Consider the following 24,706-nt stretch of genomic DNA (forward strand, 5'->3'; position numbering starts at 1 on the left):
CATCGGGATTCGGAATAAGGCCGCCAATTCATGAAAATTCTTTTGGTTTCACTCTTTCTCCCCCGGCAACAGGCCAATCACGCGGGGGGCCGTTATGTCTTTGAAATCCTGCGGCAGCTGGCCAAACATCATCAGGTCACCCTGGCGACCCGTTATGAGGCAGGCGAGGAAGGGGAGTTGGAGGCGCTGCGCCCGTGGTGTCGGGAGATTCATGCACAGTCTTATCCGGCCTTTGCGCAGCGGGGTGTGGTTGAAAAAGCACAGTTGATCGGCAGCTATCTGACCTTTAGCCGTTTTGCCGACACGTTGATCCGGGACGGCGATTTCGACCTGATCCAGGTGGAGTGGGTGGAGACGGCGTTTCTGATCGGTCGGCACAGCACCCCGATGCTCCTTGATGCCCACGATGTCATGACCAAGCCGGCGGCCCGGCGTTGGCGAGAGGCGCGCGGCCTGGGTCGCGTTATGGCTGGAGTCAAGTACCTGTTGACCCGGAGCGTTGAGCGGTGGATCGTCGGCCGCTTCGACGCGGTGCTGACCGTTTCGGACTTCGACCGTGGCTACCTCGAAGCGATGGCGGTCAAGACGAGAGTGCGGACCGTGCCGATTCCGGCCGGACTCGACCTGACGGAGCGCGCTTTTTTGCCGGTACCGGGGACGATTCTTTTTCTCGCGTCGTACCGCCACCATCGCACCAATATCGATTCGGCCCTGTGGCTGGCGCAGGAGGTTCTCCCCCGGGTCAGGGAGCAGGTGCCGGAGGCTCGGCTGATTCTGGCCGGTTATGGTCCGCCCGCCGAGCTGTTGCAACTGGCGGAAGCGGATCCCTGCATCACCGTCCCCGGTTTTGTCGAGGATCTGGATCGCTGCTACAAGGAGGCGGCCCTCTTTGCCGCGCCGATCCTCACCGGCGGTGGCATGATCGTCAAGATTCTCGATGCCTTGGCCGCCGGCCGCCCGGTGGTGACGACTCCCTTCGGCAATGAAGGGGTCGGGGCGGAATCCGGCCGGGATCTTTTGGTGGTCGATACGGCCAAAGATTTTGCCGATGCTTTGGTGCATCTGCTGCGCAGCCCTGAACTGGCTGAGCGTTTGGGTGCAGAGGGCAAAGCCTTTGTCGCGCGTCGTTATTCTCCGGCGGTGTTGCTGGCACAGCTGGAGAGTGTGTATGCGGAGGTTGTGAGCTGAAGGCCGGGAAGCGGTGAACGGTGAACGGGAATTCAGGGAGTAAACTTTGAATCGAAAAACCATTGCATTCGGGAGTTGTGAATTGATTTTCCTGATCCCTGTTCCCGGACCCCGGCCTTAAACTCTTTGCGTCTTGAGTGCGCGCCGCGAACGGGCGGTGAAAAAATTATTACTTGAATGAAAGGTATGTTTTTATGTCGAAAGTTGCACTGATCACTGGCATCACCGGCCAGGACGGCGCCTATTTGGCGGAATTCCTCCTCAGAAAGGGGTATATCGTCCACGGCGTCAAACGCCGCGCCTCCCTCTTCAATACCGATCGCATCGACCATCTTTACCAGGATCCGCACATTGAAAATCGTAACTTTATCCTCCACTACGGCGATCTCACCGACTCCACCAACCTGATCCGCATCATCCAGCAGGTGCAGCCGGACGAGATTTACAACCTCGCGGCGATGTCGCATGTGGCGGTCTCTTTCGAAACCCCGGAGTACACCGCCAATGCCGACGGCATCGGCACGCTGCGTATTCTGGAGGCGATCCGTATCCTCGGGCTGGAGAGTAAGACCCGCTTTTATCAGGCTTCGACCTCGGAGCTCTACGGCCTGGTGCAGGAGACTCCGCAGAAGGAGACGACCCCTTTTTATCCCCGTTCGCCTTATGCGGTGGCCAAGCTCTACGGCTACTGGATCACCGTCAACTACCGCGAAGCCTACGGCCTCTACGCCTGCAACGGCATCCTCTTCAACCACGAATCGCCGGTGCGCGGCGAGACCTTCGTTACCCGCAAGATCACCCGCGCCATTGCCCGGATTGCTCTCGGCCTGCAGGACTGCGTCTATCTCGGCAACATGAACGCGCTGCGCGACTGGGGCCATGCCCGCGATTATGTCGAGATGCAGTGGCTGATGCTGCAGCAGGAGAAGGCGGAGGATTATGTCATCGCCACCGGCGTGCAGTATTCGGTGCGCGATTTTGTCGATGCGGCGGCGGCGGAATTAGGGGTCAAGCTGCGCTGGCAGGGGGAAGGGCTCGATGAGGTCGGCATTGTCGATGACCTGTCCGGATTCGAAATCCAAAATACAAAATTGAAAATCGGTGACGTTATTTCCCGGGTCGATCCCCGGTACTTCCGTCCCACTGAGGTCGAAACCCTGCTCGGTGATCCGACCAAGGCCCGGGAGAAACTGGGCTGGACGCCGACCACCACCTTTGCCGAGCTGGTGCGGGAGATGATCCTCTCCGATCTCGAAGGGGCAAAGCGTGATGAGCTGTGCCGTTCGCACGGTTTTAATACCTTCGATTATCACGAATAGTCTTCAGGGCTTTTTACCACAGAGAACACCGAGGACACCGAGAAGAACAGAGTGATGATTTTCCGGATCAAGATTTTATGCTGCAAACGCTTTTCTCCGTGAACTCTGTGTCCTCTGTGGTGAATAAGGTTCGGCATTTCCTTCAATTAAAGGCACTCCCATGGAAAAGAACGCGAAAATTTTTGTTGCCGGGTCACAGGGGCTGGTCGGCTCTGCGCTGGTGCGGCGGCTGCGGCACGAAGGATTCAGCAATCTGCTTTTGCCGGAGATCGACCAACTCGATCTGACCGATCAGGTCGCGGTTCGCCACTTCTTCCTCGCCGAGCGCCCTGACTATGTCATCCTGGCGGCGGCCAAGGTCGGCGGTATTCATGCGAACAATACCTATCCGGCGGACTTCATCTATCTCAACCTGATGATCCAGAACAACGTCATCCATCAGGCCTTTGAGGTCAAGGTGAAGCGCCTCCTTTTCCTCGGATCCTCCTGCATCTATCCGCAGCTGGCACCGCAGCCGCTGAAGGAAGAGTACCTGCTGACCGGGCCCCTGGAGCCGACCAACGAACCCTACGCCCTGGCCAAGATCGCCGGTCTGAAGATGTGCGAGTCGTACAACCGCCAGTACGGCACCCGCTTTGTAGCAGTGATGCCGACCAACCTTTACGGACCGGGAGACAACTTCCACCCGGAAAACTCCCACGTTATGCCGGCGCTGATCCGCCGCTTGCACGCTGCCACGCAGGCGCAGCTCCCCGAGGTGGTGGTCTGGGGGACGGGGACGCCGATGCGGGAATTCCTGTACGTCGACGACATGGCGGCCGGCAGCCTCTTTGTCCTCAACCTCCCTGATGAGGTTCTCGGGCCGGAGCTTTGTGCTTATCCGAAACCGAACTTTGTTAATCTCGGCACCGGCACCGATGTCACCATCCGCGAGCTGGCCGAGACGATCCAGGCGGTGGTCGGCTATCAGGGCAAGCTGGTCTTTGATGCTTCGAAACCGGATGGCACGCCGCGCAAACTCCTGGATGTTTCGCGATTGAAGAGCTTGGGATGGGAAGCCCAGACGGCGTTGCGGGACGGAGTGGAGCGGACCTATCAATGGTTTTTGGCGCATCAGCAGGATTTTCGCGGCTGATTTTTGTTGTCAAAGGCGGGCGACGAAGGCTTTGGCTCTCTGCGGGAAAGAAGGGAGGGTAGCTATGGCCAGAAATCTCGGGGCATTTGTCCACGAAATGGCACGAAGTTTTACAAAAAAAGGCTAAGGGACAAGAGCGTTAGCAGCTTTTGGTGTTAAACCCGGATCACAAGTTTTTTTGACTTTCTTCGTGGCTCCTTTCGTGTGCCTTCGTGGAAGAGATCAAAGGCATTTTGTCCACGAAATGACACGAATTTTCACGAAAAAGGCTAAGTCATAAGAGCATTAGCAGCTTTTGGTGTTAAACCCGGATCACAGGTTTTTTTGACTTTTTCGTGGCTCCTTTCGTGTGCCTTCGTGGATAAGATCAAGAGCATTTGTCCACGAAATGACACGAATTTTCACGAAAAGGCTAATGCATAAGAGCGTTAGCAACGTGGAAACGAAGTTCTTGACTTCAGAGGAGGGGGAAATGGATTTACTGCTGAAAAACGAGGTCTTTGCAATTATCGGTGCAGCAATGGAGGTTCACCACGAGTTGGGGCCGGGTTTTCTTGAGGCGGTTTATCAAGAGGCAATGGAAGTGGAGTTGGAGGAAAGAGGAATACCCTTCAGCGCCCAAAAAAACTTGCCGATCTGGTATAAAGAACGCCCCTTGAAAAAGGAGTATGTTGCTGATCTTCACTGCTACGGACAAATCATCGTCGAACTCAAGGCGCTCGATCGACTCGGGGGCAAGGAGCAGGCGCAATTACTCAACTATCTGCATGCATCCCGTTCAGCGGTGGGGCTCGTGATTAACTTCGGCAGTCACGGGCAGCTCGAATGGAAGCGTTTTGTGCTTTGATCCACGAAGGTTAAAACCTGGAGTCTTGGACTTCTTCGTGTGCCCCTTTCGTGTGCCTTCGTGGAAGAGATCAAGAGCATTTGTCCACGAAATGGCACGAAGTTTCACGAAAAAAGACTAAGGAATAAGAGCGTTAGCAGCTTCTTGTGTTAAACCCTGATCTCAGTTTTTTTGCCTTCTTAGTGGCCCCTTTCGTGTGCCTTCGTGGATAAGATCAAGAGCATTTGTCCACGAAATGGCACGAAGTTTCACGAAAAAATGCTAAGAAATAAGAGCGTTAGCAGCTTCTTGTGTTAAACCCTGATCTCAGTTTTTTTGCCTTCTTCGTGGCCCTTTTCGTGTGCCTTCGTGGATGAGATCAACGGCATTTGAAAGGTGGGCTGCGGTAGAACACCTACGATTTATTTAATTGAATGGAGGTTTTTATGATCGTCCCCTTGATCCTTTCCGGCGGCTCCGGCACCCGGCTCTGGCCCTTGTCGCGGGAGATGTACCCGAAGCAGCTGCTCCCTCTGGTGGGGAATCAGACTATGCTGCAGAACACCATCACCCGCCTTGCCGATGTTGCCGGGTTGGCGAGCCCGATCGTCGTCTGTAACGAAAATCACCGTTTTCTGGTCGCCGAACAACTGCGCCAGGTCGATAGCTGCCCTACGGCGATTATCCTTGAGCCGGCCGGCCGCAATACCGCTCCGGCGGTGGCGGTGGCGGCGTTGCGGGCCCTGGCGACCGGGGATGATCCGCTGCTGCTGGTGCTGCCGGCGGATCATGTGATCAAGGATGCAACGACCCTGTGCCGGACAGTTGAAGCGGCAATCCCCCACGCCCGGGCCGGCAAGCTGATCACCTTCGGCGTTGTCCCCACCGGCCCCGAGACCGGCTACGGCTACATCAAAGCCGGCGCCGCGCTATCAGATTCTCCGATCCCCGATTCCCGATCCCCGATTCCCGATCCCCGAATCCCGGCCTTTAGCGTCAGCCAGTTCGTCGAGAAACCCGACCTGGCCACGGCGCAGGGGTATGTTGCTTCGGGCGAATATTACTGGAACAGCGGCATGTTCCTGTTTCAGGCTTCCCGCTATCTGCAGGAGCTGGAGAAGTTCTCCCCGGCGATGGTGGCGGCCTGCCGGCTGGCCTGCGACGGGGCGAAGGCGGATCTCGACTTTGTCCGCCTGGACGCGGACGCCTTTGCCCGCTGCCCGAGCGACTCGATCGATTACGCGGTGATGGAGAAGACCGCTGCGGCGGTGATCATCCCTTTGAATGCCGGCTGGAGCGATGTCGGTTCGTGGTCGGCCTTGTGGGAGGTCGGCGAGCTGGATGCGCAGGGGAACCTCCTTTACGGCGATGTCCTGACCAAGGATGTCAAAAACTGTTATCTGCATGCCGAAAGCCGGATGGTGGCGGCGGTGGGGATCAGCGATCATGTGGTGGTGGAGACCGCGGATGCGGTGTTGGTCGTCCACAAGGACAAGGTGCAGGACGTCAAGGAGATTGTGCAGCAGTTGAAGTTGCAGAGCCGCAGTGAAGCGATCCTGCACCGGCGCGTTGCCCGTCCCTGGGGTTCGTATGAGTGCATCGACAGTGCGGAACGCTTCCAGGTCAAGCGGATCATCGTCAAGCCCGGCGCCACCTTGTCGCTGCAGATGCATCACCATCGCGCCGAGCACTGGATCGTTGTCTGCGGCACGGCGGCCATTACCCGCGGCGAGGAGACCTTTATCCTGTCGGAAAATCAGTCGACCTACATCCCCCTGGGCGTCAGCCATCGCCTCGAAAATCCCGGCAAGATCCCGCTGGAGCTGATTGAAGTGCAGTCAGGAAGTTATCTCGGAGAGGATGACATCGTCCGCTTCGAAGATGTTTACGGGCGGAGTTGATGGACCGTTTGCACCACAGAGGTCACGGAGGGCACAGAGAAAGGCTGAGAAGAGCTGTTTTGATGGTTAAACCAATGCGGAATGCTCTTCTCGGTGTCCTCGGTGTCCTCGGTGGAAAAAATGTTTTTAAAGGCGGTTTGCACCACAGAGGTCACGGAGGGCACAGAGAAAGGCTGAGAAGAGCTGTATTGATGGTTAAACCAATGCAGAATGCTCTTCTCGGTGTCCTCGGTGGTGAAATGTTTTTTGAGGTCACGGAGGCCATAGAGAAAGGCTTGGAGGCGGGGATGACGGAGATCGATCCGATTACTGATAAGATTATTTGTGCGGCGATCAGGGTGCATCGTGAGCTTGGTCCGGGGTTGTTGGAGTCAACTTATGAGGCCTGTTTAATTCATGAGTTGATCAATTTTGCTCTGGATTGTAAAAGACAGGTTGAGTTGCCGGTCATTTATCGCGGCGTGCATATTGATTGTGGTTATCGCCTTGATCTTCTCGTCGAAAACAAGGTGATCGTTGAACTGAAAGCGGTTGAGAAAATATTGCCGATCCATCGTGCACAGCTCCTTTCTTATTTGAAGTTATCCGGACAAAAGACCGGGTTACTAATCAATTTTAACGTTGAACTGCTGAAATCAGGTATTGTCAGAATTTCCAATTAACAAATGGCAACAACTGAATTTTTATATTCGCTCTCTTTTTAAACAAAAAGCACGGTTTTCTCGGTGTCCTCGGTGCCCTCGGTGGTGCGAAAAGGATTTATATGAATCTGAATTGTTTCAAAGCTTACGACATCCGCGGGCGCATTCCTGACGAATTGAACGAAGAGATCGCCTATCGTATCGGCCGGGCTTATGCTCAATTTCTCCTGCCGCAGCGGGTGGTGGTCGGCCGGGATATCCGCTTGAGCAGCGCTGAACTTTGTCGGGCGTTGACCGAGGGGCTGACCGACGGCGGGGTCGAGGTCTTTGATCTCGGACTGTGCGGGACGGAGGAGATCTACTTCGCAACCTTCAGCGCGGAGATGGACGGCGGGATTATGGTCACCGCCAGCCATAACCCCATGGACTACAACGGCATGAAGCTGGTGCGGGAGGGATCGAAGCCGATCAGCGGTGATAACGGTCTCAATGAAATCCGCGATCTGGTCGCGGCGAAGGCTTTCCCGCCGGTGGTCGTCAAGGGGAGCGTACACCCCCTCAATGTCCAGGAAAAATATATCCAGCACCTCCTCGGTTACATCGATCCGCAGGAGTTGCGCCCTCTGAAGGTGGTGGTCAATGCCGGCAACGGCTGCGCCGGGCCGATTATCGACGAGCTGGCGCCGCACCTCCCCTTCGACTTTATCCGCGTTCACCATCAGCCGGACGGCACCTTTCCGCACGGCATTCCTAATCCCCTTTTGCCGGAAAACCGCACGGCCACAGCGGAAGCGGTGCGCGCCCACGGGGCGGATGTCGGCATTGCCTGGGACGGCGACTTTGACCGCTGCTTCTTCTTTGATGCGCAGGGGGAGTTCATCGAGGGTTATTATATTGTCGGCCTCCTGGCCACGGCCCTCCTTGTCCACCATCCTCGCGCCAGGATCATCCATGATCCGCGTTTGACCTGGAACACCATCGAGATGGTCACGGCGGCGGGGGGGATTCCGGTGCAGAGCAAGACCGGCCATGCCTTCATCAAGGAACGGATGCGGGCGGAGGATGCGGTCTACGGCGGGGAGATGAGTGCGCACCATTACTTCCGCGACTTTGCTTATTGCGACAGCGGCATGATCCCCTGGCTGCTCGTCCTTGAAATCATCAGCCGCAGCGGCCAGCCGTTGTCTGCGCTGGTGGCGGAGCGGATGCGCCTCTTCCCGGCAAGTGGCGAGATCAACCGCCGCCTCGCCGACCCGGCGGCGGCGATTGCCCGGGTGGAGGCTCGCTTTGCTCCGGCGGCGCTGGCCATCGACCGCACTGACGGGTTGAGCGTGGAGTTTGCCGATTGGCGTTTCAATCTGCGCTCTTCCAATACCGAGCCGGTGCTGCGGCTTAATGTCGAAAGCCGGGGGGATGCCGGGCTGATGGCGGCGAAGACGGCGGAGCTTTTGGAGCTGATTGGTGATGAGGCGTGAGGCGTGAGGCGTGAGGCGTGAGGCGTGAGGCGTGAAAGGCCGGAAGGCATTTGTCCACGAAATGGCACGAAGTTTCACGAAAAGAGGCTGAGAAATAAGAGTGTTAGCAGCTTTTGGTGTTAAATCCAGATCACAGTTTTTTTGATTTCTTCGTGGCTCCTTTCGTGTGGCTTCGTGGAAGAGATCAAAGGCATTTGAAAGGCGGGCTGAGGTAGAACATCGGGCCGCAGAGTTGGCTACCGGGAAGAATTGAACCTTGAGTTTTGTGGCAGTTACCGATCCCGGATCCCGATTCCCGGATTCTGCCTTTACCGATTTAACCTTAACGGACCTGACCTATGGCAAAAATACTGATTCTCATCCCTGCTTACAACGAGGCCGACAATGTCGGAACGGTTGTGACTGCGGTGCGTGCCGTTCATCCCGATTTCGACGTGCTGGTGGTCGATGACGGTTCTCTTGACCACACCGAATCGGCGGCGCGGGCGGCCGGGGCGGCGGTGGTGCGGCTGTCCCAGAACATGGGCTACGGCGTTGCCATCCAGGCCGGTTACAAGTATGCCCGGCTGCATGATTACGATTTTCTCGTCCAGCTTGACGGCGACGGCCAGCATGACCCGACCTTTATCGCCGCGCTGCTGGCGCCGCTGCTGGCGGAGGAGACCGACTTCGCCCTCGGTTCGCGCTTTCTGGCCGTGGAGAGCTACCGCCCGTCCTTTACCCGGCGGCTGGGGATCCTCCTTTTTCGCCACCTTGTTTCGGTCCTGATCGGCCGGCCGATCACCGATCCGACCTCGGGCTATGCCGCTTTCAACAAGAAGGTGATCCACTTCTTCTGCAGCGACATCTTCCCTTGTGATTATCCGGATGCCGACATGCTCCTCACCCTCAATCTCGCCGGCTTCCGTATTCGCGAGGTGCCGGTGCGGATGCTCGCCAACCTGCGCGGCTCGTCGATGCATCACGGTCTGCTCCCCCTTTACTATATCTTCAAGATGTTTCTGTCGATCCTTGTCACCCTGCTCCGGAGCCGTAAATTTTACGCCAGGAGGAACTCATGCCTCTGAAACAGCAACTCTTCGCCCTGTTCGTCTGTGTCGGTGTCTTTCTCTTTACCCTCGATATGGTGCGCCGTAAAAAGCTGCGGGAGGAATATTCGGTGCTGTGGCTGCTGACCAGCGTCGGCATGTTCATCCTCGTCTTCAAGTATCAGTGGCTGGTGCTGCTGACCGATCTGATCGGCGCGGTCCTGCCGACCACCACCCTCTTTATCGGCTCGCTGATCTTTCTCACCCTGATTGCGGTGCAGTTCTCCATCAAGATCTCCCGCTTGACCGAGCAGATGAAGAATCTCACCCAGGAAAACGCCATCCTCGCCCATGAGGTGCAGAAACTGCGTGAGGGGGAGGGGCCGGGAAGCGGGAAGCGGGAAGCGGGAAGCGGCAAATGAAACCACTGATTATCACCATGGGGGATCCGACCGGGATCGGCCCGGAGATCATTGTCAAGGCCTGTCTGGCCGGGGAGTTCGATGCTTATCCGCTCCTGGTTGCCGGTGATGTCGGGGTGTTGCTGCGCGCGGCACGGATCTTCGGCATCGACGGGACGATCGCAACGGGGGCAACGACTGATGAAGTCCTGCTCCGTCTCGGGCCGCGTTCGCTGCGGGTGCAGAACCTGTCGACTCTGGATGCGGCGGGGCTGTCCTGCGGCGCTCCGGATCGGGCTTGCGGGGCGGCGATGCTGGCTTACATCGAATGGGCCTGCGCGGCCTGTCTGGCCGGCGATGCCGCGGGGATGGTGACCGCGCCGATCAGCAAGGCGGCGATCCGGACGGCCGGCTCGCCCTTTCCCGGTCATACCGAACTTCTGGCGGCGCGCTGCCAGGTGAGCAAAGAGGTGATGATGCTGGCCGGCGACCGTCTCAAGGTGGCGCTGGTGACGACGCACCATTCCCTTGCGGCGGTACCGGGGCTTCTCTCGGTCGAGGAGATCCTGGCCACCATCCGCATCACTGCTGCGGCGTTGCGCCGTTACTTCGGCCTGACCTCCCCGCGCTTGGCGGTCCTGGCCCTGAATCCCCATGCCGGGGAAGGGGGGCAGTTTGGCGACGAAGAGCGCACCCTGATTGCGCCGGCGATTGCCGCCGCCCGGGCGGAAGGGATCAACGCCAGCGGGCCGCACAGTGCCGATACTCTTTTTCACTTTGCCGTGCAGGGGCACTACGACGTGGTGATCTGCATGTACCACGATCAGGGATTGATCCCGTTGAAGCTCCTCCACTTCGATGACGGCGTCAATGTCACCCTCGGCCTGCCGATCGTCCGCACCAGCGTCGATCACGGGACCGCCTACGATCTGGCCGGCAGCGGCTGTGCCAGTGCCGGCAGTCTGGTGGCGGCGCTGCGCCTGGCGGCAGAGATGGCGGGGAAGCAGCAGGGGTGAGCGTTTTCTCCTTCCTGAATCAAAATCTTCTGCGGCTGCGCCAGGCCGAAGGCCGCGCCCTTTTGACGCTGGCGGCGCCGATCTTTACCGCCCTCTTTGCCCAGCAGTCCCTCGCCTTTGTCGATACGGTCATGGCCGGCCGGGTCAGTGCTGTCGATCTGGCCGGGGTGGCGGTCGGCGGCAGTCTGTGGATCCCCCTCCTCCTCTTTTTGTATGGTGTCCTCCTCGCGGTCACACCGCTGGTGGCGCAACTCTACGGCGCCGGGCGGACCGCCGAGTGCGGCCCTCTGGCGCGCCGGGCGCTGTGGGTGGCGCTGCCGCTGGTCCTCCTCTCCTTTCTGCTGCTGCGTCAGGCGCAGGGGCTCTTTGCGGTGATGGGGGTGGAGCCGGCGATTGCGGGCATTGCTGTCGATTACCTCAAGGCGATGACCTGGGGGCTGCCGGCCCTGGGGATCTTCTTTGTGCTGCGCAATTTGAGCGAAGGGCTGGGGCTGGCCCGTCCGAGCATGCTCATCGGTCTGGCGAGTCTGCCGGTCAATATCCTCGCCAATTATATCTTTATCTATGGCAAGTTCGGCTCTCCGGCCCTGGGCGGGGTCGGCTGCGGCTGGGGGACGACCGTCACCTTGTGGTTCATGTGCGGTTGCATGTTCCTCACCATCCGCCGCGTCGGCGCTTATACTCCCACCCATTTCTTCGATCTGAAACAACAACGCGGCACTGAAGGGGCGACCCAGATCCTCCGGCTCGGTCTGCCGATCGGTGCCTCCCTCCTGGTCGAATCGAGCATCTTTGCCCTGATTGCCCTCTTTCTGGCGCCCCTCGGGGCGGTGGCGGTGGCGGCGCATCAGATCACCCTCAACTATTCCTCCCTGATCTTCATGATCCCCTTGAGTCTCTCCAGCGCCATGACCATCCGTGTCGGCCATGCGGTCGGCCGCCGCCGCTTCGATCGGGCGCGGCTGGTCAGCCAGACCGGTCTGACCCTGACCTCCCTGATTGCCTTGATTACCGCCGCCGCTACCCTCATCTTTGCCCGGCAGATCGCCGGTCTTTATACCCATGATCCGCAATTGATCGTCACCGTCGTCGGGCTGTTGACCCTCAACGCGCTTTATCAATTGCCGGATGCGCTGCAGGTCGGCGCCGCCGCTTCCTTGCGCGGTTACAAAGATACCCGGGTCCCTCTGCTGCTGGTGATCGTTGCTTACTGGGTGATCTCTCTGCCCCTCGGCTACACCCTGGCACTGACTTACTTCTGGGGGGCGCCGATGGGGGCCCGCGGCTTCTGGATCAGTCTGATCATCGGCCTGAGCGTTGCCGCTCTCCTCCTCCTCAGCCGTTTACGGCGGGTGGAGAAGCGCCGCCGCTGATTCCTTTTTTCTGCTTCGGTGGATTTCCCCCCTTGCATCGGCCGCGGCTCTGGTGTATAAAGATAGCAATGAGCCCCTTCCCCCCCTCCAGGGGCTCCAGCGCTCTGGCCACCCCCCTCCGGCCAGGGCGCTGTTTTTTTGCCCTGCAGCACTGTGCATCGCCACACTCGGCTCCTGACTATTTTCGATGCAAATAATACGAACCTCCACCTACCTTGTCTTTCTCCCCTGCGCTATTCTCACACCATAGCAAAGCAAGTCTCCTCCTCCAAGGCTGGCGCAGATAGTTTCTTCAGAGCATCCTGACTCTTCCTCAGGAAAACCCTTTGCCGGTTGAGGTCCTCCTCCTCGACCGGCCTTTTTTTGTCTTCCCCCGGCCGCTCCGGCCTTTCTCCCCCCCCCCCCCCTTTTTCTTGACACCTTTGCGCGATTATCCTATTCTGCCGGCCGCTGTGTAACGACTTTATTTTGCGAGGAAATCATCGATGATCCGAAGCATGACCGGGTTTGGCAAAGGGATAGCAACGATCGACGGCGCCACTCTGACCGTGGAGATCAAGACGGTCAATCATCGTTTTTGCGATATCAGTATCAAATCCCCCCGCCTCTTTTCCGCCTGTGAAGCGGAGTTGCGGCGCAGTCTCAGCGAGCGTCTCAAGCGCGGCAAGGTCGATCTCCTCGTCCTCCTCGAATACAATTCCGGGGGCGCGGCCCTGCCGGTCCTCAACCTGCCCCTGGCGCAAGCTTATTTTCAGGCTTTTAGCGAATTGCGGACGACCTTTAATCTGCCCGGGGAGATCAGCCTCGAACTTCTCAGCGGCCAGCGCGATGTGATTCTGATGCGGGAGAATGCCCTGCCGGAAGAAGATTTGTGCCGTTGTCTCTTTGTTGCCCTGGAGCGGGCGATCGAAGCGGTCGAAACGATGCGCAGCCATGAAGGGGAGGCCACGCAGCGCGATATTGAAGGGCGCATCGCCACCCTCGATGCCCACCTTCATGCGATCTCGGCGCGGGCGGCGGTTGTCCCGAAAGAGTGGCAGGGGCGCTTGAACGAGCGTCTGGCCCGCCTCGGTCCGGATTTTGCCTACGATCCCCTGCGTGTTGCCCAGGAGATTGCCCTCTTTGCCGATCGCTGCGATATCAGTGAAGAACTTTCGCGGTTCCGCAGCCATCTTGAACAGGTGCGGCTGCTGTTGGCCGAACCGGAACCGGTGGGCCGCCAGCTCGATTTCCTCGTCCAGGAGCTGAACCGGGAAACGAATACCATGGGGTCGAAGTCGAACGATGCCGAGTTGACCCGGCATGTGGTGCAGATCAAGTCCGAACTCGAAAAGGTGCGAGAGCAGATTCAAAATGTCGAATAATTTCAATCAAATCAAACGTGACGGGGTGCTCTTTGTGATCTCGGCGCCGTCCGGGGCGGGAAAGACGTCGCTGTGCAAGGAAATCGTTGACATCATTCCGGGGCTGCGGCATTCTGTCTCTTTCACGACGCGGCGCATGCGCAAGGGCGAAGTGGAGGGCGTCGATTATCACTTTGTCGATGAAAAGACCTTCGCCGACATGGTTGCGGCCGATGCCTTTGCCGAGTGGGCGGAGGTGCACGGCAATCGTTACGGCACCGCCCTGGCGACGATCGACACCGCTCGGCAAAGTGGCTGTGATCTCCTCCTTGATATTGACTGTCAGGGGGCGGTGCAGTTGCAGACCAGTCAGGTGCAGGGGGTCAATATCTTTATCCTGCCACCGTCAATGACCGAACTGCAGCGGCGGCTGTGCGAGCGCCAGACCGACAGCGATGCGGTGATTGCGCAACGTCTTGTTAATGCCCGCGGAGAGATTGCCCAGGCGGGCTGGTACGATTACTGGGTCTTCAATGACGATTTCAATCTGGCACTGGAACAGCTCAAATCGATTATTATCGCCGAGACCTGCCGTGCAGCCCGTTATCACGGCGTTGTCGAGGAACTGCTCGGTTAACGAGACATCCCCCACGCATAACTTCAAGTATGCGTTTCATTATCAAGGAGTATCAAAGATGGCACGTATTACCGTTGAAGACTGCCTGCAGCAGATTCCCAACCGTTTCCTGCTGGTGACAGTGGCTGCAAAGCGGGCCAAGCAACTCTACAAAGGGTCGCAACCCCTCATTGAGAACAAGGCCGGCAACAAAACCATCGTCGTCGCCCTGCGGGAAATTGCCGCCGGCAAGGTCGATTACGAAATCCCGACGCGGCGCCGCTAAAGTTCCGTGACTTTTCACTGAACGGTTATGCTCAGGTTTATATTGCAGGCGGGTCATTTTTTGCCCCGCCTGATTTTCGTTTACAGGTAAGCCATGCCCATGTCTGCTCTCGACAACCTTCTTGCCAGTGTCCAGGCTTATCAGCCGACCGCTGATCTTTCGTTGATTCGCGACGCTTACACCCTGGTGGAAAGCGGCTCTTTCGGTGGTGTCCGTCCGACGGCGGCGCAGAATATTGAACACGCCGGCGCTGTTGCGCAGATCCTCGCCCGCTTGCGCATGGATGTGCCGACGATCGTCGCCGGCCTGTTGCACGAAGCGTTGGAGGGGAATGCGCCGACGACCCTGCCGGAGCTGCGGCAGCGTTTTGGCGATGAGATCGCCGAACTCGTCGACGGGTTGACGCGGATCAGCCGTTACAATGCCGTCAGCAGCGAAGAGCGCCAGGCCGAGAACTTCCGCAAGATGTTGATCGCCATGGCCCGGGACCTCCGGGTGATCCTCGTCAAGCTCGCCGATCGTCTCCATATCATGCGCAACCTGGCGAGCCAGCCGGAAGAAAGGCAGCGGCAGATAGCCCGCGAAACCCGGGATATCTATGCCCCTTTGGCCAACCGCCTCGGGATCAGCTGGCTCAAGTGCGATCTTGAAGATCTTGCTTTCCGTTTTCTCGAAGCGGAGACCTTCACTGCCCTGGCCGCACAGGTGGAGAAGCGGACGCAGGAACGGGCCGCTTATATCGAAGGTGTGCGCATCAATATCCTCGACAAGCTGCATGAGCACAAAATTGAAGGGGAGGTTTACGGCCGTTCCAAGCACCTTTGGTCGATTTATCGCAAAATGGAGCGGCAGGGGGTCGACCTTGACCAGATCTATGATCTCGTCGCCTTTCGGGTGATGGTCAAGTCGCTGCGCGACTGTTATGCCGTCCTCGGTATTATTCACGCCGCCTGGAAACCGCTCCCCGGCCGTTTCAAAGATTATATCGCCATGCCCAAGGCGAATATGTACCAATCGCTGCATACGACGCTGATCGGCCCGCAGGGGGAGCCGATGGAGGTGCAGATCCGCACGGAAGAGATGCACCGCATTGCCGAAGAAGGGATTGCCGCCCACTGGAAGTACAAGGAGAAGGGGGTTACGGTCGCGGACGATCGCGATGACAAAAGTTTTGCCTGGTTGCGGCAGATGCTGGAGTGTCAGTACGAACTCACTGATTCCAAGGAGTTCATGGATTCGGTGCGCTTCGAGCTCTTCCCCGGCGAAGTCTTTGTCTTCACCCCGCGCGGCGAAGTTTGTGAGCTGCCGCGGGGTTCGACGCCGATCGATTTTGCCTTCTCCATCCATAGCAATATCGGCATGCACTGTGTCGGCGCCAAGGTGAACGGCAAACTGGCCCCGTTAAAGACGGTCCTCAACAACGGCGATCTCGTCGAGATTATTACTTCACCGAACCAGACGCCGAGCAAGGATTGGCTCAAGCACGTCCATACCGCCAAGGCGCGCAACAAGATCCGCCAGTGGATCAAGAATGCCGAGCGGGACAAAAGCCTGGTCATCGGCCGCGATCTTCTCGAGAAAGAGTTGCGCAAGCAGGGGGCGGCGCTTAACCGCTACCTGAACTCGGAGGAGATGAACCATGCGGCTCTGGATCTCGGTTTTTCCACGGTCGAGGATCTCCTTGCCGGCGTCGGCTATGGCAAGGTGCCGATCGGTCAGGTGGTCGGTCGCCTCCTGCCGCCGGAGAAGAGCAAGGTCGAGAGTGAAGTCATTCCCCTGTCTCCCCGCCCGCCGGAGCGGAATAAATCCGGAAGCGCCATCACCATTCACGGCGTCGACGATATCATGGTCCGCTTCGCCAGGTGTTGTAACCCTCTCCCCGGCGATGAAGTGATCGGTTTTGTGACGCGGGGGCGCGGCGTGACCATTCATACGGTCGATTGTTCGCATGCCCTGCAGTCTGATCCGGAGCGGCGCATCGATGTGGAATGGGATCTGAAGAAGAAGTCGCTGCGTCCGGTCAAGGTGCGGGTGCATTGTTACGATCAACAGGGGATGTTGACCAATATTACCGGGGCGATTACCAACTGTGATGCCAATATCGTCAGCGCCAGCATTATGTCGACCCCCGACCATCGCGGCCTTAACAACTTTGAACTCGATGTGCAGGATCTTGCTCATCTCAACCGGGTGATCAATGCTTTGTTGAAGATCAAGGGCGTTTATAAAGTCGAACGCTTGCGCAGTTAATAATCAGGGAGGTCAGAGAGATGGCACTTCAGGTGGTGAGGAGTGAAGCGGCGCCGGCCGCAATCGGCCCTTATTCGCAGGGGATGCGGGCGGGGGATTTTATCTTTTTCTCCGGCCAGATTCCGCTTGATCCCGGTAGCGGTGAGGTGGTGAGCGGCGGCATTACGGCGCAGATCGAACAGGTGATGGCCAATTGTGCGGCGATGCTGGCCGCGGGCGGGGTCGGTTTCGAGCGGGTGGTCAAGACGACGATCTTTCTCGTCGATATGGCGGACTTTGCCGTGGTGAACGCGGTCTACGGCCGCTTCTTCCCGACCAATCCGCCGGCCCGGTCGACGGTACAGGTGGCGGCCCTGCCCCGGGGCGTGGCGGTCGAAGTGGAGATGGTGGTTTATTGCGGCGCTTGAGATATAAGAAAAGGGCGAATGAAAACGGGGGGATGGACATCTTGTCCATCCCCCCGTTTAACTGGCGGATATTCCTGCGGCGCGATGCCGATCAGACCACTTTGGTGACGGACCCGGAACGGATGCAACGGGTACAGACTTTCATGGTGCGAACAGTCCCGTTATTCAGCGCTTTAACGTGCTGAAGATTCGGATACCAGGTCTTCTTGGTTTTGTTATTCGCGTGACTGACATTATTGCCGGTGGAAGGCTTTTTTCCGCAAACTGCACAAATTCTCGACATGATCCTTCGACCTCCTAAAGAGTAGACGCAGATTGATATCACCCTTTTTGGGGAAAGGCAACAGGTTTTTTTCTTTTTCGTCATTGCCTGGAGGGGGATGCTCCTTTATAATCCACCCCCGCCCGGCCTCCTTGACCTTGATTCCTCAAGAAGGGATGTTATGAATGAGCGGAAGGAAGAGTGCCATGTTTGAACCTTTACCTTTGGCTGAAAATGAAACCATCCTTTGGCAGGGGCGCCCGGCGCCGCGTGCTTATACCTTTCGCAACTGGCGCCATGCCGTCTTTGGTCTGGTGTTGATGCTCCCCTGCCTTTTCTGGCAAATCGTCGGGATTGAGCTTGCCGCCACCGGCGCCCCCGCGTGGGTGGCATGGCTGCCACTGCCCTTCAATCTCGCTTGCCTCTATCTCGCCTTCGGTCAATTATTCATTGCCCGGCTGGAATGGGAGCAGATCCTGTATATTGTGAGCGACCGCACCATTTACCAGCGCCGTGGATTTTTTCGTTCCCGGCTCCGTTCTCTGCCGCTGGCGGCGGTGACCAACGTCCGGCAAAAAAGACTCGGGCCGAATCTGGCAACGGTCCGTATCGAAGGCAGGGACGGGGAATCGCTCCTCTTTGCGGCGCTGGAACATCCCGAGCTCCTGCTGCGCCTTTTTCCTGGCGCTGCCAACGGGGATAACACTTTAAAATATTGACATTTTCACTGTCCCGCAAGATCATAACTGCACTCTATTTTTAGGATGGATCATGGCAAAGAGTTTTTATCTGGAAACATTCGGCTGTCAGATGAATGTCGTCGATTCGGAGCGGATCGTCGCCACCCTGCATGACCTGGGCTATCAGCAGGTCGACAGTCCGGAGGGCAGCGATCTCATCCTCCTCAATACCTGTTCGGTGCGCGACAAGGCCGAACGCAAGGTCTATGGTCATCTCAATCGCTTTAAAGCCCTGAAACAGGCGAATCCCCGGCTGATCATCGCGGTCGGCGGCTGTGTCGCCCAGCAGGAAGGGGAGAAGATTCTTAAAAAACTCCCCTTTGTCGATCTCGTCTTCGGGACCCATAATGTCCACCGGCTCGCCGAATTGGTCGGTGAAGTTCAAGCAAATCGCGGAGCCCAGCTGGCCACGGAATTTCTTGATCGTGAAACCCGCCTGCGCCTCTTCCCCCGCCGCGCCGCCGGCAGCGGCATTGCCCGCTTTGTCACGGTGATGCAGGGGTGTGACAACTTCTGTACCTACTGCGTCGTCCCCCTGGTGCGCGGCCGCGAGATCAGCCGTCCCTGCGCTGAAGTCCTTGATGAAGTCCGCGCTCTGGTCGGGCAGGGGGTCAGGGAGATCACGCTGATCGGCCAGAACGTCAACTCCTATAATCGTCACGATCCGGCTGCCCCCGACTTTGCCGGGCTGTTGCAGCAGGTGCATGCGATCGACGGGATTGAGCGGATTCGCTTTATCACTTCCCACCCCCGCGACCTCTCCGATGGCCTCATCGACGCCTTTGCTTCCCTGGACAAGCTCTGCCCCCAGCTCCACCTCCCGGTGCAGAGCGGTTCTGACCGGATTCTGACGGCGATGAACCGCGGCTACAGCGTCGCCGGCTACCGGCGCCAGGTCGAACGCTTGCGGGCGGTGCGGCCGGATATCCGCCTGAGTTCCGATGTTATTGTCGGCTTCCCTGGTGAAACGCAGGAAGACGCCGATGCTTCTTTGGCGTTGGTGCGGGAGATTTCTTATGCTGATATCTACCTCTTCCTTTACTCGCCGCGCCCCGGCACGGCCGCAGCGGCTTTGCTCGATGACACCCCGCCGGCGGTGAAACAGGCCCGTTTTGAGGCGATTCTGGCGGCCCAGAAAGAGAACAGCCAAAAGATCTGGGGCGCGGATGTCGGGCAGATCCTGCCGGTTCTGGTCGAAGGACCGAGTCGCCGTAATGGCGAGGAGTCCCTCTTTGGCCGCTCCCCCTGGAATCGTATCGTTAATTTTCGCGGTGATCCGCAGTTGATCGGGACGATCGTGCCGGTGCGGATCGTCCGGAATAACACCAATACCCAATTCGGGACGATCCTTTAGTGGTAGTTGCATGACCTTGAACTCGACACAACAAAATATTCACAAGGGCCGCCTGCTGGTGATCGATGCGGATCAGCAGATGCGTCTTGCCGTCGAGTCGATCTTTGTCCTGCAAGGGTATGAAGTTGTCGGCAGTGACTCCTGGCCGGAAGCACGTCAGTTGTTGCAGTCGGAGAACTTCGATCTGATCTTGAGCGATCTGCAAGCCGGACAAGGGCGGGGGGAGGAGACGGCTAAAACCCTGCTGGCTCTCGGCGGAGCGAGCGAGGTGCTGGTCGGTGTCTTCCCGGCGCAAATTCAGGAAGGGCGCGCCGCCCTGTGCCACGGCGCGACCGCCTATCTTTTGCAGCCTTACGATAGCGACGAACTGGAGATCCTGGTCGACCGCAGCCTTTATCGTCACGCTGAAGCGGAAAGTCATCTCCGCCTGAATCGGGAGAACAGCGAGTTACAACGGAGCCGGGATGTTCTCCTGTCCTGTCTGCCCTTGTTGCAGGTGGACGATCTCGACCGTCTTGGCGATCTGGTGCTCGATACCATGATGGAGCTTTGTGCGGCGGAGACCGGGATCCTCTGGTTGAGCGGCAACGGTGAGCTCCATCTTCATTGCGTGCGCGGCTTGTCGGCGGTCGGGGCGCTCGCCCCGGAGACGGCGGTTGCCGCGAACTTGTCCGTTGATCAGCACGCTCTCTTTGTGCCGTTAGCTGCCAACGGCAGGGTGATCGGCCTGGTGCGCCTCGAATCAGCGGTGGGCCGCGAGCTCTTTAACGCCGAGGCGCAGCAGCGCGCCGAGACCGCCGGCACCTTTGCGGCCGTGGCCCTCTCCGCGCTGCTGCGCCGCCAGGAAGTCGAACATAATCTGTTGCGGGCGCCGGGGAGTCAGGCCTACAATATGATCTTTTTCCGGGATCACCTCGAAAAAGAGCTTTACGCCGCCAAGCGTTATGACCGCAAACTGACCCTGCTGAAAGTCGTCATCGTCAACTATGCCGAGCTGACCGCGCGCTTTCATGACCGGCAGGTAAACGATGCCGGGGAGATGATGGTGGCAACGATTCTGACGGTGCTGCGCGATACTGATTTGATCTGCTCTCTCCTCCCCGGCCAGTTTTATATCCTTTTGCCGGAGACCGATTCCTGGGGAGCGCTCATGGCGCAACGGCGGATCCGGAAAGCCCTGCGCGGTCAACTTCTCATCTCCGATATGAAGAAGAATCTGCCGATCCGGGTGCAAATGCGCTCTGCCACTGCCCCCTTTGAGGCGACGACCCTGCCGGAACTGGATCAGCTTATTGAATCCCGCCTCGCCACGTTGCGCAGCAGCCTCCTTATCCGCTGTCAATTCGAGGAAGCCGGATTCTGGAAGATTGTCGACACCCTCCTTGCTCCGTCCGGGCCGCAGCTGCTGCGCAAGGCGGTAAAGGGGAGCGCAACTTTTCTTCCTTTAGCGGACGGAGAGTTTACCGCTCTCGGGCTGGCCGTTTGTCAGGAACTGCTCGGCGCGGTGCCGGTCCGCGGCGTCATCCTCTGGGGGGGGCCCGATCTCACCACCCCGCGCTCGCTCCTTTCTCCCTTCCTGGCCACCCCCGAAACACGCACCGCCCTTTACCTGCTCGGCGCGACCGGGCCGACAGCAGGGCTTGATCCCCCCGGCGGCATAACCATTCCGGTCGGGGATGGTTCCCTGAGCGATCATGCCTTTCTCCTTTGTCTCGGTGAAGACTACGCTTATGCCCTGCTCGCCCGGCGCAGCGGGGCTGGCTGGCATGCTTTCCACAGCAATGACGGTTATTTTGTCGAGAATATGTTCGCGAAAGTACAAGAGCAGTATCAATTTCAGGCGCAGATATGAACGAAACCGCAACGCCATCGACTATCCTTTTTGCCGGTGATGATCCCGCCTTCAGTGACCTTTTCCGGAGGTTCAAGGAGCAGGGTTTTGCTGCCGGGCATGCGACCGATGGCAACGTCGCTTTACAACAAGCCTTGGAGCTGAAGCCGGCGCTGGTGGTGATCGATGCCGGGCTGCGCGCCATTCCTGCCCCGCGTTTCGCCCAGATACTGCGGACAAATCGCCAGGGGAACGATCTGGCGATCGTCTTTGTCGGCGAAGACGGTGAAGAGATTGAAGGATTTGTGCGGCATCGGGACGCTTTCTTTGCCCGGCCCCTCAACCTCAGTCAGATCAGTGCTTATATCGAAAAACATTTTCAGCGACTGGCACAAGCGCAGCAGCTGCTAGAGCAGACGCAAGAGGTCAAGGGGAGTCTTGATCAGCTCGGGATTACCGATCTTCTGCAGCTGTTCACGCTGAACCGTAAAAGCGGTACGCTCTTTTTGACGCGCGGTAGCGAACAGGGAAGTGTCCATCTGCAGGACGGCCAGATCGTCTATGCCCGGCTTGGTCGTGTCGATGCGGAAAAAGCTTTGTATCGTCTCCTTCTTTGGAACTCCGGAACGTTCCGTTTCCGCCCCGGCGCCTTCACTGGTCCCGTCAGGATTTCTACTCCCACCGACCATCTGATCATGGAGGGGTTGCGCCTTGGCGATGAAACTGCTGCCCAGGCAGAACGTCTGCCGGCGCTGCAGTCGCTTCTGCAGTTAGCCATTCCCCGGGAGCGTCTCCCCCAGGGATTGCGTACCGCCACCCGGGAGATTCTGCTCAAGCTTGAAACCTACCCCCGCGTCAGTGATCTTCTTGACCACTGCGCTTACGGCGACTTGCAGGTCCTGCAGGTGTTGCGGGTCTTGCGGGAAAAAGGGGTGATCAGCGAAAGCCGTCATGAAAGCGGCACCGCTCCCCTCTTGACGACGGCAGAGATTCTGACGCTGCATCAAGCCCTTTATGGCCCGACCCGGATCGGTGAACCCCTCAGTGCGGTGGTGGTCATCCTTGCTCCGTCGCCCGAGGCATTGCGGGAGTTTCTGGCGGCCCTGCAGACACTCGCTGAGTTTGTGCCGGCCACTCTGGTGGCAGCTTCTCCCCGCCTCCCCGTCGAACTCGGTCGTCTGCAAATCGCGGGAAATTTCGCTTTACGCTTCACGGCCCTGGCGGCGCCAGCGGAATTCTCCCCGCTCTGGTCCCTTTATGGCCGCCAGCTTTTCGGCGTGATCGTCCTTGCCCCGGCCGGCACCTTCCCGGGGGCGGAAAAATACTTCGCGGCTCGCGGCACCGACCTGCTCTTCCTTGATGCGCCGGAACGACAGGCGTTGACGCACGGCAAGCGGGACGACTGGCGTGATCTTTTTCACCGTTTTCTTCTCCGTCACCAACCCGGCACCCCATTGGAGGACTCATGATCGATCTGCATACGCATACTCTCTTCAGCGACGGCGAGTTGATCCCCGCCGAATTGACCAGGCGCGCTGCCTTTGCCGGCTATCGCGCTCTCGCCATGACCGACCATGTCGATCTCTCCAATCTCGATTTCATTCTGCCGCGCCTGCTGAAAGTCGCGGCCGATCTCGGTCAGGCCTGGGGACTGACGGTCCTCGCCGGCGTCGAACTCACCCACATCCCGCCGGCACAGATCGCCGCTGCGGCTGCGGCGGCCCGGCAACTCGGGGCGCAGATCATCGTTTGCCACGGGGAGACGATCGTCGAACCGGTTGCCGCCGGTACCAACCTCGCCGCTTTGGCGGCCGATATCGACATTCTGTCCCATCCCGGCCTGCTCAGCGCCGAAGAGGCGGCTCTGGCCGCAGAGCGCGGTATCTTTCTGGAGATTACCACCCGCAAGGGGCACAGTCTCACCAACGGTCATGTCGTCAGGATGGCGCAAGCCGCCGGCGCCCGACTGGTGGTCAACAACGATGCCCACGCCCCCGGCGACCTCGTCTCTCTGGAGATGGCGCGTAAAATTGCCCTCGGCGCCGGCCTTGATGAGGCCGGTTTTGCCGCTTGCCGGCGTAACAGTGAAGAGCTGGTCAAGAAGGCGTTGGGGTAGATGAAGCTGGGCGAGGCACCGCCTCGCCCCTACAAAGACCCTCGAATCGTAGGGGCGACCCGGTGGGTCGCCCACGACAAAGGAACCAACCATGAACGAAGCCGATTACGCCTTTCTCAAAGAGCTGATCGAAGCGCCAAGCCCCTCCGGCTTTGAACAGCCGGTGCAGCGGATCCTTCGCCGCGAACTGGCGACCGTTGTCGACGAACTGCGCAGCGATGTGCTCGGGAATCTTATTGCCCGCATCGACGGACACGGTCTGGCGCCCCTCAAGGTCATGCTGGCGGCGCACTGTGACGAAATCGGTTTCATGATCCGCTATATCGATGAGCAGGGCTTCCTGTGGTTTGCACCGATCGGCGGGGTCGATCCCCATCTCTGTCCGGGGCAGCGGGTCATGATCCACAGCGAAGCCGGGCCGATCCTCGGCGTCATCGGCAAGAAGCCGATCCATCTCATCGAGGTCAAAGATCGCGACTCCGTCGTCAAGTTCCGCAACCAGTTCATCGATATCGGCTGCAGTTCGCGCGCCGAGGCCGAGGCGCTGGTCGCTATCGGCCAGGCGGTGACCTTTGCAGTGACACTGGAGCGTTTGCAGGGGGAGAAGGTCACCAGTCGCGCCTTTGATGACAAGATGGGGGTCTTCATCCTCGCCCAGGTTCTCAAGGCGGTGCGGGAGCAAGGCGTCCCGGCAGTGGAACTTTACGGCGTCTCGACGGTGCAGGAAGAGGTCGGTCTGCGCGGCGCCGCCACCAGCGCCTTTGAACTCCGTCCCGACGTGGCGATCATCCTTGAAGTCGGTTTTGCCAGCGATGTCCCCGACGGCGACAAGAAGGAACAGGGGGAGATCCGCCTCGGCGGCGGCCCCATCCTCTCCTGCGGTCCGAACATCAACCCCGCCCTGTTGGCCCGTCTCAAGGCAACGGCAACGCAGGAAGAGATCCCGGTGCAGATTCTCGCTGAGGCGAAGATTACCGGCACTGACGCCAATGTTGTCCAGCTTTCGCGCAGCGGCGTCGCCACCGCCCTGGTGCGGGTGCCGCTGCGCTACATGCACACCCCGGTCGAGGTCCTGTCGCTGGACGATCTCGACGCTGCCATCCGTCTGGTCGTCGCCCTGCTCGGGGAGCTGGGCGACCGGCAGGAACTGATTCCGCAATAATTGTGTTAAAAGGTTTTTTCTTGACCGTCGCCTGCG

23 protein-coding genes are annotated in these 24,706 nt (G+C 58.8%); 22 read left to right on the forward strand and 1 reads right to left on the reverse strand.

The window, feature by feature from the left end; translation table 11 throughout:
* Nucleotides 1-30 precede the first annotated feature (30 nt).
* The 16 genes from CVU69_02690 to CVU69_02765 all read left to right on the forward strand — a co-directional run bounded on the left by CVU69_02690 (nucleotide 31) and on the right by CVU69_02765 (nucleotide 17,205).
* Nucleotides 31-1,188, forward strand: coding sequence for a glycosyl transferase family 1 (locus CVU69_02690; protein PKN13228.1), 1,158 nt, complete (start codon nucleotides 31-33; stop codon nucleotides 1,186-1,188).
* 194 nt (nucleotides 1,189-1,382) lie between these two features.
* Nucleotides 1,383-2,507 (forward strand): GDP-mannose 4,6-dehydratase, encoded by a 1,125-nt coding sequence (gene gmd / locus CVU69_02695; GenBank protein ID PKN13229.1) that lies wholly within the window; start codon nucleotides 1,383-1,385, stop codon nucleotides 2,505-2,507.
* A 160-nt stretch (nucleotides 2,508-2,667) separates the two neighbouring features.
* The gene (locus tag CVU69_02700) at nucleotides 2,668-3,642 is read left to right on the forward strand and encodes a GDP-fucose synthetase (protein ID PKN13230.1); all 975 of its coding nucleotides are present in this window, start codon (nucleotides 2,668-2,670) and stop codon (nucleotides 3,640-3,642) included.
* Nucleotides 3,643-4,114: 472 nt separating this feature from the next.
* Complete coding sequence (locus CVU69_02705) at nucleotides 4,115-4,489, forward strand: GxxExxY protein (protein ID PKN13350.1); 375 nt, start codon at nucleotides 4,115-4,117, stop codon at nucleotides 4,487-4,489.
* Between the two features lie 425 nt (nucleotides 4,490-4,914).
* Nucleotides 4,915-6,369: a mannose-1-phosphate guanylyltransferase/mannose-6-phosphate isomerase gene (locus CVU69_02710; protein PKN13231.1), complete on the forward strand. Its 1,455-nt coding sequence runs from the start codon at nucleotides 4,915-4,917 to the stop codon at nucleotides 6,367-6,369.
* 287 nt (nucleotides 6,370-6,656) lie between these two features.
* Nucleotides 6,657-7,031 carry a GxxExxY protein gene (locus CVU69_02715; GenBank protein PKN13351.1) on the forward strand — a complete coding sequence of 125 codons (375 nt, stop codon included), beginning with the start codon at nucleotides 6,657-6,659 and terminating at the stop codon, nucleotides 7,029-7,031.
* Nucleotides 7,032-7,132: 101 nt separating this feature from the next.
* Entirely contained in the window at nucleotides 7,133-8,485 is a 1,353-nt protein-coding gene (locus tag CVU69_02720) for a phosphomannomutase (protein PKN13232.1), read from the forward strand.
* Nucleotides 8,486-8,823: 338 nt separating this feature from the next.
* The gene (locus tag CVU69_02725) at nucleotides 8,824-9,552 is read left to right on the forward strand and encodes a glycosyl transferase family 2 (protein PKN13233.1); all 729 of its coding nucleotides are present in this window, start codon (nucleotides 8,824-8,826) and stop codon (nucleotides 9,550-9,552) included.
* Nucleotides 9,543-9,935, forward strand: coding sequence for a DUF2304 domain-containing protein (locus CVU69_02730; protein PKN13234.1), 393 nt, complete (start codon nucleotides 9,543-9,545; stop codon nucleotides 9,933-9,935). Before CVU69_02725 ends, CVU69_02730 begins: the two co-directional genes overlap by 10 nt.
* Nucleotides 9,932-10,930, forward strand: a complete 999-nt coding sequence (gene pdxA / locus CVU69_02735; protein PKN13235.1) for a 4-hydroxythreonine-4-phosphate dehydrogenase PdxA — start codon at nucleotides 9,932-9,934, stop codon at nucleotides 10,928-10,930. Before CVU69_02730 ends, pdxA begins: the two co-directional genes overlap by 4 nt.
* A 29-nt stretch (nucleotides 10,931-10,959) precedes the next feature.
* Nucleotides 10,960-12,303: an MATE family efflux transporter gene (locus CVU69_02740; protein ID PKN13352.1), complete on the forward strand. Its 1,344-nt coding sequence runs from the start codon at nucleotides 10,960-10,962 to the stop codon at nucleotides 12,301-12,303.
* A 485-nt stretch (nucleotides 12,304-12,788) separates the two neighbouring features.
* Nucleotides 12,789-13,667 (forward strand): YicC family protein, encoded by an 879-nt coding sequence (locus CVU69_02745; protein ID PKN13236.1) that lies wholly within the window; start codon nucleotides 12,789-12,791, stop codon nucleotides 13,665-13,667.
* Between the two features lie 10 nt (nucleotides 13,668-13,677).
* Complete coding sequence (locus CVU69_02750; GenBank protein ID PKN13353.1) at nucleotides 13,678-14,283, forward strand: guanylate kinase; 606 nt, start codon at nucleotides 13,678-13,680, stop codon at nucleotides 14,281-14,283.
* Between the two features lie 58 nt (nucleotides 14,284-14,341).
* Nucleotides 14,342-14,548 carry a DNA-directed RNA polymerase subunit omega gene (locus tag CVU69_02755; GenBank protein PKN13237.1) on the forward strand — a complete coding sequence of 69 codons (207 nt, stop codon included), beginning with the start codon at nucleotides 14,342-14,344 and terminating at the stop codon, nucleotides 14,546-14,548.
* Between the two features lie 99 nt (nucleotides 14,549-14,647).
* Nucleotides 14,648-16,798 carry a GTP pyrophosphokinase gene (locus CVU69_02760; protein PKN13238.1) on the forward strand — a complete coding sequence of 717 codons (2,151 nt, stop codon included), beginning with the start codon at nucleotides 14,648-14,650 and terminating at the stop codon, nucleotides 16,796-16,798.
* A 20-nt stretch (nucleotides 16,799-16,818) separates the two neighbouring features.
* Nucleotides 16,819-17,205 (forward strand): reactive intermediate/imine deaminase, encoded by a 387-nt coding sequence (locus CVU69_02765; protein PKN13239.1) that lies wholly within the window; start codon nucleotides 16,819-16,821, stop codon nucleotides 17,203-17,205.
* Between the two features lie 91 nt (nucleotides 17,206-17,296).
* Here CVU69_02765 and rpmB read toward each other — a convergent pair whose 3' ends face one another.
* Nucleotides 17,297-17,488 carry a 50S ribosomal protein L28 gene (gene rpmB / locus CVU69_02770; protein ID PKN13240.1) on the reverse strand — a complete coding sequence of 64 codons (192 nt, stop codon included), beginning with the start codon at nucleotides 17,486-17,488 and terminating at the stop codon, nucleotides 17,297-17,299.
* 185 nt (nucleotides 17,489-17,673) lie between these two features.
* On the opposite strand from rpmB, the gene CVU69_02775 reads away from it, so the two are divergent.
* The 6 genes from CVU69_02775 (at nucleotide 17,674) to CVU69_02800 (ending at nucleotide 24,670) form a co-directional block, all read left to right on the forward strand.
* Nucleotides 17,674-18,186 (forward strand): hypothetical protein, encoded by a 513-nt coding sequence (locus tag CVU69_02775; protein PKN13241.1) that lies wholly within the window; start codon nucleotides 17,674-17,676, stop codon nucleotides 18,184-18,186.
* Between the two features lie 52 nt (nucleotides 18,187-18,238).
* The gene (locus CVU69_02780) at nucleotides 18,239-19,561 is read left to right on the forward strand and encodes a tRNA (N6-isopentenyl adenosine(37)-C2)-methylthiotransferase MiaB (GenBank protein ID PKN13242.1); all 1,323 of its coding nucleotides are present in this window, start codon (nucleotides 18,239-18,241) and stop codon (nucleotides 19,559-19,561) included.
* A gap of 10 nt (nucleotides 19,562-19,571) precedes the next feature.
* Nucleotides 19,572-21,413 carry a hypothetical protein gene (locus tag CVU69_02785; GenBank protein ID PKN13243.1) on the forward strand — a complete coding sequence of 614 codons (1,842 nt, stop codon included), beginning with the start codon at nucleotides 19,572-19,574 and terminating at the stop codon, nucleotides 21,411-21,413.
* On the forward strand, nucleotides 21,410-22,861 hold the full coding sequence (locus CVU69_02790; protein ID PKN13244.1) for a hypothetical protein: 1,452 nt from the start codon (nucleotides 21,410-21,412) through the stop codon (nucleotides 22,859-22,861). Before CVU69_02785 ends, CVU69_02790 begins: the two co-directional genes overlap by 4 nt.
* Nucleotides 22,858-23,508 carry a PHP domain-containing protein gene (locus tag CVU69_02795; protein PKN13245.1) on the forward strand — a complete coding sequence of 217 codons (651 nt, stop codon included), beginning with the start codon at nucleotides 22,858-22,860 and terminating at the stop codon, nucleotides 23,506-23,508. The genes CVU69_02790 and CVU69_02795 overlap by 4 nt, the downstream gene beginning before the upstream one ends.
* A gap of 91 nt (nucleotides 23,509-23,599) precedes the next feature.
* Nucleotides 23,600-24,670: a hydrolase gene (locus CVU69_02800; GenBank protein ID PKN13246.1), complete on the forward strand. Its 1,071-nt coding sequence runs from the start codon at nucleotides 23,600-23,602 to the stop codon at nucleotides 24,668-24,670.
* The last annotated feature ends 36 nt before the right edge of the window (nucleotides 24,671-24,706 follow it).

Source organism: Deltaproteobacteria bacterium HGW-Deltaproteobacteria-4 (assembly GCA_002841765.1).
Classification (GTDB): domain Bacteria; phylum Desulfobacterota; class Desulfuromonadia; order Desulfuromonadales; family UBA2197; genus UBA2197.